General features: G+C 59.5%; 7 protein-coding genes and 2 pseudogenes. 7 read left to right on the top strand and 2 right to left on the bottom strand.

The features are described from left to right. The 5 genes and pseudogenes from OQK_RS04085 to OQK_RS04065 form a co-directional block, all read left to right on the top strand. A pseudogene (locus tag OQK_RS04085) lies at positions 1–195 on the top strand (methyltransferase); the annotation flags it as partial. Further along, positions 192–578 carry a GtrA family protein gene (locus tag OQK_RS04080; RefSeq protein WP_016771241.1) on the top strand — a complete coding sequence of 129 codons (387 nt, stop codon included), beginning with the start codon at positions 192–194 and terminating at the stop codon, positions 576–578. The pseudogene OQK_RS04085 and the gene OQK_RS04080, both read left to right, overlap by 4 nt. Beyond that, the gene (locus OQK_RS04075) at positions 575–2,680 is read left to right on the top strand and encodes a DUF6311 domain-containing protein (protein ID WP_016771240.1); all 2,106 of its coding nucleotides are present in this window, start codon (positions 575–577) and stop codon (positions 2,678–2,680) included. Before OQK_RS04080 ends, OQK_RS04075 begins: the two co-directional genes overlap by 4 nt. A gap of 88 nt (positions 2,681–2,768) precedes the next feature. After that, the gene (locus OQK_RS04070; RefSeq protein ID WP_016771239.1) at positions 2,769–3,698 is read left to right on the top strand and encodes a LysR substrate-binding domain-containing protein; all 930 of its coding nucleotides are present in this window, start codon (positions 2,769–2,771) and stop codon (positions 3,696–3,698) included. 154 nt (positions 3,699–3,852) lie between these two features. Then, on the top strand, positions 3,853–4,218 hold the full coding sequence (locus OQK_RS04065) for a 5-carboxymethyl-2-hydroxymuconate Delta-isomerase (RefSeq protein ID WP_016771238.1): 366 nt from the start codon (positions 3,853–3,855) through the stop codon (positions 4,216–4,218). 3 nt (positions 4,219–4,221) lie between these two features. Here OQK_RS04065 and OQK_RS04060 read toward each other — a convergent pair whose 3' ends face one another. Together OQK_RS04060 and OQK_RS04055 are read right to left on the bottom strand one after the other, a co-directional pair. Then, entirely contained in the window at positions 4,222–5,157 is a 936-nt protein-coding gene (locus OQK_RS04060) for a LysR substrate-binding domain-containing protein (protein ID WP_016771237.1), read from the bottom strand. A 177-nt stretch (positions 5,158–5,334) separates the two neighbouring features. Further along, positions 5,335–6,507 (bottom strand): cyanate transporter, encoded by a 1,173-nt coding sequence (locus OQK_RS04055; protein ID WP_016771236.1) that lies wholly within the window; start codon positions 6,505–6,507, stop codon positions 5,335–5,337. A 403-nt stretch (positions 6,508–6,910) separates the two neighbouring features. Here OQK_RS04055 and OQK_RS04050 point away from each other — a divergent pair, with 403 nt between their 5' ends. Then, the gene (locus OQK_RS04050) at positions 6,911–8,560 is read left to right on the top strand and encodes a phosphoethanolamine transferase (protein WP_016771235.1); all 1,650 of its coding nucleotides are present in this window, start codon (positions 6,911–6,913) and stop codon (positions 8,558–8,560) included. 163 nt (positions 8,561–8,723) lie between these two features. Then, positions 8,724–9,098: pseudogene (locus OQK_RS04045) on the top strand (ribonuclease D); the annotation flags it as partial.

The following is a 9,098-nucleotide window of genomic DNA, read 5'->3' as shown; positions in this document are numbered from 1 at the left end:
GCGGTGTTTCCTATCGCCGCTGCGTTGCGCCTGATGCCTCAAGGTTCGCCGACCGCACAGCCACAGTCGCAACTCAAGCGCCATCACCCGTGGGTCAACAGCGTGCTCAAGACCCTGTGCCGACTGGAGTTGCCGTTGATGGGCAGAAACCGGCTGGCCGGTTTGAGCGTCTTCGTGCTGGCGCAGAAACCGTGATCGGCAGTGATCGTTCAGCGTTGGTCCGCCGTGGTCTGCGCTTTGCCCTGACCGGGCTGTTCGTCACTGCGCTGCATGCGCTGGTGGCTGTGCTGTTCATCCGCTTCATCGCGCCCGAACCGCCGCTGGCCAATGGTTTCGCCTTTGCCGTGGCGACTGTTGTGTCTTATGTGATCAACACCACCTGGAGCTTTTCAGCTCGCCTGCACGGGCGCACGTTACTGCGCTTTGTGTCGGTCTCGGCGGGCGGTTTTCTATTGGCGATGCTGGTTGCCTGGGCGGCGCAAATGGCTGGGTTGCACTATCTGCTCGGGATCGGCGCCGTGGCCCTGACGGTGCCGGTATTTACTTTCGTTTTGCATAATTTCTGGACGTATCGATGAAGCTTTGCTCAACCTCTCGGGCCGCTGCGCTGTTGCCTGTGCTGCTAGGCATTCTGGCGTTTTTTATCGTGGTCGGCCCTCGGGCGTTGAACCCGATGAACATTGCCTGGCTGGGCGACGGCGACCCGGCCACCCACTACCAGGGTTGGGTGTTTTTCCGGCACTCGCCATGGAGCTTTCCGCTGGGGCTCAATCCGTCTTACGGACTGGAGTTGTCCAACGGCTTGATCTTTTCCGATTCCAATCCTCTGTTCGCCTTTTTGTTCAAGCCGTTCTCGGCGCTGTTGCCGGAGCCGTTTCAGTATTTCGGACTGTGGTTGCTGACCTGCTTCATTCTGCAGAGCTGGTTTGCCTGGAAACTGCTCGGCCTGGTGACCCGCGACGCGGTTGTGCGGTTGCTCGGCACCGGGCTGTTTTTATTCGTTCCGGCCATGCTGATCCGCATGAGCGTGCACCTGTCCCTGGGCGGGCATTTCATGTTGCTGGCTGCGCTTTATCTGGCGCTGCGGCCCTTCACGCCCAAGCGCTCTCTGGCCTGGGGAACGTTGCTGGCGGCGGCCGCGCTGATCCACGCCTATTTGCTGGCGATGATTGCGCTGATCTGGCTCGCTGATCTCGCAGCGCACACCCTGCGGCGACATTTGGCGCCGCGCAAAGCTGGGGCCGAACTGATCGGACTGTTTTTGCTGGTGAGTCTGTGCTGCTGGCAGGCGGGCTACTTCAGCGTCGGCGACGACGGCCTGGCACTGATGGGCTACGGCCTGTTTCGGGCCAACGTGCTGAGCTTTTTCGACCCGGGAACCTGGTCGTTTGCCCTGCGCGACATGCCCGGTGTGTTGGGCGATGGCGACGGTTTTGCTTTCCTTGGTTTGGGTGTGGTGTTCCTGTTCATCTGCGCCTTCGCGGCATGGCTGCAACGCGGCACGGATGTTCACCTCAAGCCACGTCGCTACCCGCTGCTGTTGCTCGCGCTGGCAGGCCTGGCGCTGTTTGCGTTTTCCAACAACATCGGTGTCGGCCCATTCGAATTGCATATTCCGCTGCCGGATGCGGTGGTGGCAGTGGCGACAATTTTTCGCGGGTCGGGGCGGATGATCTGGCCGGTCATGTACATGGCGATTTTCGCCATCCTGTACGTGGTGATTCGCGGCCATACTTCGCGCACGGCGCGGGTTCTGCTGAGCATTGCCCTGTTGCTGCAAGTGGCGGATACGCGTTCCGGCTGGGGAGAGTCGCGCAATCTGTTCATGGCCGCGCCGGCGCCACAATGGCCGACGCCGCTGGTTGATCCGTTCTGGAATCAGGCAGCCCGCCATTATCAGGCGGTGCGCTGGCTGCGCCCGGAGAATTATCCGGAGCAGTGGCGAACGCTGGCCGAGTATGCGGGACGCCATCATCTGCCGACCAATGCGGTCTACCTCGGCCGCATGAGTACCAAGGCCACCGAGGCGGCCCAGGCTGTGGCCGACCAGATGGTCAGCTCTGGTCAATACGCCGCAGATACGTTGTATGTACTCGATAGCCGCACTGTGCTGCCGGCCGCGCTGACCCTCAATCGCGAGACTGACGTACTCGCCAGAATCGACGGTTTGAACGTGCTGGCACCCGGCTGGAAGCGTTGCGCCGATTGCCCGCCCATCGTGGCCGCTGATCCCCTTACGCTGATTTCGCCACTGAAGTCGAACGAGCGCGTGACCTTCAACGTTACCAGCCTGGCGACGTTCTTCCTCGGCAGCGGATGGTCGAAAAGCGAACCGTGGGGCACGTGGTCCGAGGGCAGTGAGTCGCAAATCATTTTGCGGCCCGAGGCCCCGGTAAGGTCATTTGTGCTGGAAGCCAACGCGTTGATTGCGCCGTCACATACCGAACAGGGGCTGGAGGTCATCGTCAACGATGTGCCGGTGCTCTCCACCCGTTTGCGCAAGCCCGAAGCGAACGTTGTCAGCGTTGATCTGCCAGCCGAAGTGCAGCAGCGCATCGAACGTGAAGGCGTGCTGGTGATTCGTTTCCAGCACGCCGATGCCGTCAGCCCGAGAGCGCTGGGCATGGGACTCGATCCGCGCAAGCTGGCCATTGGCATTCGAGCGTTGACGCTTCATTGACCCGGCAGTGGCAGTTTGGCGCAGCGGCCCATAGACGCGGTTCATGGGCCTTTCTACACTGCCGCTATTCCGGGAGCAGGGGCAATGGATGAACCGCAATGAACTACGCAAGGCCGACATCAACCTGATGGTGGTGTTCGAGACCCTGATGCTCGAACGCAACGTGACCCGTGCGGCGGAGAAGCTGTTCCTCGGCCAGCCGACCATCAGTTCGGCACTCAACCGTTTGCGCACGATGCTCAATGATCCGCTTTTCATCCGCGTCGGCCATCGCATGGAACCGACGGCCCGCGCCGAAGACATTTACCGCCATCTCAAACCGGCACTGGATTCACTGTCGGCGGCGCTGAGCCTGACCCGCGATTTCGATCCCGCCACCAGCACCATGACCTTTCGCATCGGCCTGTCCGACGACGTCGAATTCGGCCTGCTGCCGCCGCTGTTGCGCGCGCTGCGCCAGGAAGCACCGAGCGTGGTGTTCGTGGTGCAGCATGTCGATTACTGGCGCATTCCCGACCTGTTGGCCGCCGGTGATATCACCGTCGGCATCAGCCAGACCCGGGGCCTGCCGGCCAACGCCAAACGCAAACTGCTGCGGCACATCCAGCCGAGCATCCTGCGCGCCGATGCCTCTGCTACACCGCTGACCCTCGACGAATATTGCGCTCGCCCGCATGTGCTGGTGTCGCACACGGCCAATGTCAGTGGCTACGCCGATGAGTGGCTGGCGGAACTGGGCCGCACGCGGCAGGTGGTGTTGTCGGTGCCGCAATACAGCGCACTGCCGGCGTTGCTGGCCGGCACCGACCTGATCGCCAGCCTGCCGGATTACACCGCAGCGGCGATGGCGGCGTCCGGGGCGCTGTTCCAGGAACCGTTTCCGTTCAAGACGCCGACACTGGACCTGTCGATGGTCTGGCTAAGCCACGTCGACAGCGACCCGGCCGAACGCTGGCTGCGCTCGCGGCTCGAAGCGTTCATGAGTGAACGGCCAGCTGAGCACTACGATCCCTTGTAGGAGCTGCCGCAGGCTGCGATCTTTTGATCTTGATTGTGAAAAACACAAAATCAAAAGCTCGCAGCCTCGTTTCACTCGACAGCTCCTACAGGGAATGCGTTGAGCCGACTGTGTTATATGTACGCCCCCCGCATCCGCCGACTGGAGATCCGCAATGCCACACCTGCACATGGAATACACCGCCAACCTGACGCAGTTGAACGCTGACATCGCCCTGATCCGGCTCAACAACACGCTGGTCGGTTCCGGTCAGTTCGGCGCAGAGTTCGATATCAAGAGCCGCGCGATCAAGATCGACAACTTCAAGGTCGGCACGGCGCAGGGCGAGCGCGCCTTCGTCCATGTGAAACTGGCCTTGCTCAGCGGGCGCTCGGCGGAGATCAAGAAGCAGCTCTCGCAAAGCCTGTTGGCGGTGTTGCAGGAACTCTGCGAATGGCCGGCCGGGCTCGAAGTGCAACTGTGTGTCGAACTGCTCGACATCGATCGCGAGTCCTACAGCAAAGCCGCGATCGGCGTCTGACGCTCAGGCGTTTTCCAGCTCGCTGCACACCTGAATCACCTGCTCGCGCAGCCAGACGTTGGCGCTGTCCTGATCGGCGTTCTGGCTCCACTGCATGTCGAGAGTGAAACCCGGCAAGCCATTGGGCGCCTCGCAGTGGTTGAACACCGCGTCGCTGGTCAACAGACGCTGGATACGCCGGGGCAGGGTGAGGATGAAATCGGTGCCGGTGATCATCTTCAACGCGGCGCTGTAGCTGTTCGAGCGCGCCACTATCTGGCGTTTCTGCGCCTGCCGCGCCAGCCAGCCGTCGACCATGTTGGTGCTCGAGGTCCACGGCGTCGGGAACACATGCCGACGTTCGGTGAATGCTTGCAGGCTCAGGCGCGGTTCGAGTGGCGTGGCGCGTTTGTCGAAGACGCAGACCAGGTCATCTTCCAGCAACATCCGGGATTTCAGATCCGCATGCTGGCGGTGAAAGTGCGGGCCGAAACTGATCACCAGATCGAGGCTGCCGTCGCGCAACTCTTCGGCCGGCACATCGGTTTCAAACTTGTGCATGTTGACCATCACCGGCAAGTCATCGAAGTCGAAGCGCTTCAACAGGCGCGGCAGAATCAGTTGTTCGAAGTATTCCGGTGCGCAAATGTTGAAAGTCACCGCCTGCCGGCTCGGGTCGAAGGCCGGGGCACCGGCGTGGCAGAGGTTGATGCTTTCGATGATTTTCTGCACATGGCCGTACATGCTGCAGGCCTTGTAGGTCGGGCGCATGCCGGTGCGGGTGTTGATGAACAGTTCGTCTTCGAAACTGGTGCGCAGTTTCTTCAGGCAATAACTGACGGTGGACTGGCTGACGAACAGGGTTTCCGAGACATCGGTGACACTGCTCTGCTCGTACACGGCGACGAATACCATCAAGTCCTGCATGTCGAGCTTGCGAAGCAAATTACTGTTCAGCATGAGTTCCGTCTCGCTGTGCCCCCTTGCGCAGAATTCGCGCAAACGTGTGCGTACGATCCTAACGGAACGATGGTGCCAGGAGAAACCCTTGTAGGACATTTCACGGACACATGTGGGACAGAAACTTTTAGCAACACGACGTTGCCAATCTCGTGCGCAAAAGATGGCCAGAGGCCTCTAGCCCGGGCGAGGCAAGTGGCGCGCGTAGTGGCGAGGGTCGAAGCGCATCACCATCAGCAGCATGATCACCATCACCGCCGTCAACGCCCACCACGCGCCTTCGAAATTGCCCAGCCGATCGCGAATCATCCCTGCCAACAGCGGCGAGAGGCCGGCGATCAGATAACCGATCCCCTGTACAAACGCGGTCAGGCCACCGGCACGCTGCGGCTCTTCGTAATGATCCAGCGCGACGATCAGGCTCATCGGAAAGAGACCGCCAATCCCCAGGCCCAACAGACAAGGCCACAGCAGGGCCAAATATTGCGGGACGAGTATCAGCCCGCAGAAACCGCCGATGATCAGCAACAGCAGAACCGCCAATATCCCGCGTCGATCACGGCTGCGATTGGCGATCGCAGGCACTGCCAGACCGGAAATGACCTCCATCGCTGTAAGAAAACCCAACAGCAGCCCAGCGTGTTGTTCACTCCAGCCTTTTTCCACGTAGTACGGGGCGAGCCAGGCGAGGACACAGGTGTAGGACGCCGTACCGAGGCCAAAGAAAATCGCCAGCAACCAGGCGCGAGGGCGGGTGATGAAAGACTCTTGTTTGGTCGTTCTTGATATGGCTGGCGCGGGCTGTAAACACCAGACCAATAAGGCGAGCAATGCCAGCCCTGCCCAAACAGCGAGCCCCACGCGCCAGTTGCCGGCCTGCACCATCACCAGCGGCGCGAACGATGCGGCAATCGCGGCGCCGCCCATGATCGAAGTCACATAGATGCCCATGCACAACGCCACGTTGTCAGCAAAGCGCGATTTGATCAGCGCCGGCATCAATGCCTGAATCAGGGCTATGCCAACGCCGGCCAGTATCGCGCTGACGATCAGCTCGACCGCCGAATCGATAAACAGCCGGAACAGGCTCGCCAGCCCGATGATCAACAGCGACAGCAGCACCGTGCGTCGTTCGCCCAGGCGCTGGCTGATGCTCAGGCCGAAGAACATCGCCAGTCCCATGGCCATCACCGGCAGCATCGTCAGCAGAGAGGCAAGCGTGAAGCTCAACGGTATATCGCCACGGATCGCCGACAGCAGCGGCCCGATGGCTGCCATTGATGGGCGCAGATTAAGTGCGACAAGGATGATCGCGAGCATCAGCCAAGCGGCGGGGCGGGTGTGATTCATCGGCGGGCCTTTGAGTCCAGGGGCTGCTGATTAGGCGTGGCGTCGCCGCCGTCGGCAAATCAGAAAATGCCGGGCCAGACCTAAAAACTCGATAACACCCCTGTCCCGATGTGGGAGCGAGCCTGCTCGCGAATGCGTTCCTCCAGACAAACATTCATTTGCTGACATTGCGCTTTCGCGAGCAGGCTCGCTCCCACAGAGGACATTGCGAAGTGCCTGAAACTGAATAAACCCTGAACCATTCTCAAATACTCGCAAACTTTCACGTTCGTACTCCGAGGCAACTAATCATTAGCATCTTTTTCACGAAAAATTGATCCATGGCTGCCTAAAGTTTGGCATGCCTCGGTGAATGAAATTTTCACAATCGACGAGGCTCTTCTTTCAGGAACAGTCACTCATCATGTTGAAGTTAAAAACCGTGCGCCCGGAATGGGTGACGTTGTTTGCCAGCGCCTTTTTATTGCTCGGTTTCAATCTGGTGCTTTGGCAACATTTGTTCGAGATCACCGCCGCCGATGGCAAGGGCATCGCCATGCGCGTGGCGTTTGGCCTGATGATCTTTGCCGCGTTCAACATAGTCCTGACGTTATTCGCTTTCCGGCCACTGCTTAAACCACTATTGACCCTGTTGTTTTTAGTCAGCGCCGGCGTGGCTTATTTCATGAGCCAATATGGCGTGATGATCGATGCCGGCATGTTTCGCAACTTTGCCGAAACCAATGTGACGGAAGTGCGTGATCTGCTCTCGTTGAAGTTGTTCGCTTATATTCTCTTGCTGGGTGTTTTGCCGTGTTTGTTGTTGTGGAAAGTACCGGTAAGTTATCGGCGCTGGCATCGCGAGTTGTTCAGCAAAGTTATTGTCAGTGTTGCCTCGGCGGCGGTGATCGGTGTTGTCGCATTGGCCAACTATCAAGGTTTGTCGTCGCTGTTTCGTAATCACCACGAAATTCGCCTGATGCTGGTGCCGAGCAATTACATCGGCGCATCCATTGGTTATCTGCAAGAGCAAGTGGTTTCGGCGCAGCAGCCGTTCATCAAGATCGGCGAAGATGCCCAGCGCAATCCCGACCTGCAGCTACAGCCACGCAAATCCCTCACGGTGCTGGTGGTGGGGGAGAGTGCGCGGGCGCAGAACTTCGGCATTCTCGGTTATGACCGCGACACCACCCCGCAACTGGACAAAGAGGCTGGCCTGATCGCTTTTACTGACGTGCATTCCTGCGGCACGGAAACCGCAGTTTCGGTACCGTGCATGTTCTCCAATATGGGTCGCAAGGATTACAACGCCAGCAAGGCCAAGAATGAAGAAGGCTTGCTCGATGTGCTCAAGCGTGCCGGCATCGATGTGATCTGGCGCGATAACCAGTCCGGCTGCAAAGGCACTTGCGACCGCGTCACGGTGCAGGATGTCAGCAAGTTGCAGGACCCTGCGTTATGCGCCAACAGCGAATGTCGCGATGAAATTCTCCTGCAAGGCCTGCAAAGTTTCATCGATCATCTGGACAAGGACACCGTGCTGGTTCTGCACCAGATGGGCAGTCATGGCCCGGACTACTTCAAGCGTTATCCCAAGGAGTACGAACACTTCACTCCGGTCTGTGAAAGTAACGCGCTGAACAATTGCAGCCGCGAAAGTATCGTCAACGGTTACGACAACACGCTGGTCTACACCGACCATGTGCTGGCGAGCCTGATCGATGTGCTGCGCAGCAATCAGGACAAAGTCGACACCGCCATGCTCTATCTGTCGGACCACGGCGAGTCGCTGGGCGAGTACAACCTGTTTCTGCACGGCACGCCGTACATGCTGGCGCCCGAGCAACAGAAGCATGTAGCGATGCTGGCGTGGTTCTCTGACAGCTATCAGAAGGCCTATTCGGTCGACACCCATTGCCTGCAACTGAGCCGGGACAAACCGCTGAGCCAGGACAATCTGTTTCACTCGATGCTCGGCCTGCTGGAAGTGCGCAGCAGCGTGTATCAGCCGGCGCTGGACATGTTTGCCGGTTGTCGCGGCGCGGTGATCGACGGCGTGTTGGCCAAGCAGTGAAGTGTTTCCTGCCCGTCGCGCCAATGCGACGGGCCTTTCTGTTTCTGCTGTCAGACTATTCTTGCTGACAGGCAAGACATTTCCTTACAGCTCTTGCCCTTCAAAGGCGCGTAAATCGTCGGTGGCGATATATACTGCGCGCCATTCTTCAAGGGAGAGCCGTGTGGCTATCGATATTCACTGGATTCGCGACAACGAAAGCCTCGCGCAGTTTTGCGCCGAGTGGCAGCAGCTGCCGTTCGTTGCCCTCGACACCGAATTCATGCGGGTCGACACCTTCTACCCGATTGCCGGCCTGTTGCAGATCGGCGACGGCAAACGCGCCTACCTGATCGATCCGCTGACCATCAACGCCTGGCAACCGCTGGCCGCGTTGCTGGAAAACCCGGCGGTGCTCAAAGTCCTGCACGCCTGCAGCGAAGACCTCGAAGTGCTGTTGCGCCTGACCGGCAGCCTGCCGGCGCCGCTGTTCGACACGCAACTGGCCGCCGCTTACCTGAACCTCGGTTTTTCGATGGGCTATTCGCGACTGGTGCAG

This window comes from Pseudomonas sp. R62 (genome assembly GCF_000257605.1).
Classification (GTDB): Bacteria; Pseudomonadota; Gammaproteobacteria; order Pseudomonadales; family Pseudomonadaceae; genus Aquipseudomonas; species Aquipseudomonas atacamensis.
The sequence above is the reverse complement of the archived record's forward strand: the minus strand, read 5'-3'. Positions and strand labels throughout refer to the sequence as shown.

Bases quoted from the DNA above. Each gene is read 5' to 3' on its own strand.
- OQK_RS04070 (WP_016771239.1), top strand. From the start codon at position 2,769: ATGAACCGCAATGAACTACGCAAGGCCGACATCAACCTGATGGTGGTG.
- OQK_RS04055 (WP_016771236.1), bottom strand. From the start codon at position 6,507: ATGAATCACACCCGCCCCGCCGCTTGGCTGATGCTCGCGATCATCCTT.
- OQK_RS04075 (WP_016771240.1), top strand. From the start codon at position 575: ATGAAGCTTTGCTCAACCTCTCGGGCCGCTGCGCTGTTGCCTGTGCTG.
- OQK_RS04065 (WP_016771238.1), top strand. From the start codon at position 3,853: ATGCCACACCTGCACATGGAATACACCGCCAACCTGACGCAGTTGAAC.
- OQK_RS04050 (WP_016771235.1), top strand. From the start codon at position 6,911: ATGTTGAAGTTAAAAACCGTGCGCCCGGAATGGGTGACGTTGTTTGCC.
- OQK_RS04060 (WP_016771237.1), bottom strand. From the start codon at position 5,157: ATGCTGAACAGTAATTTGCTTCGCAAGCTCGACATGCAGGACTTGATG.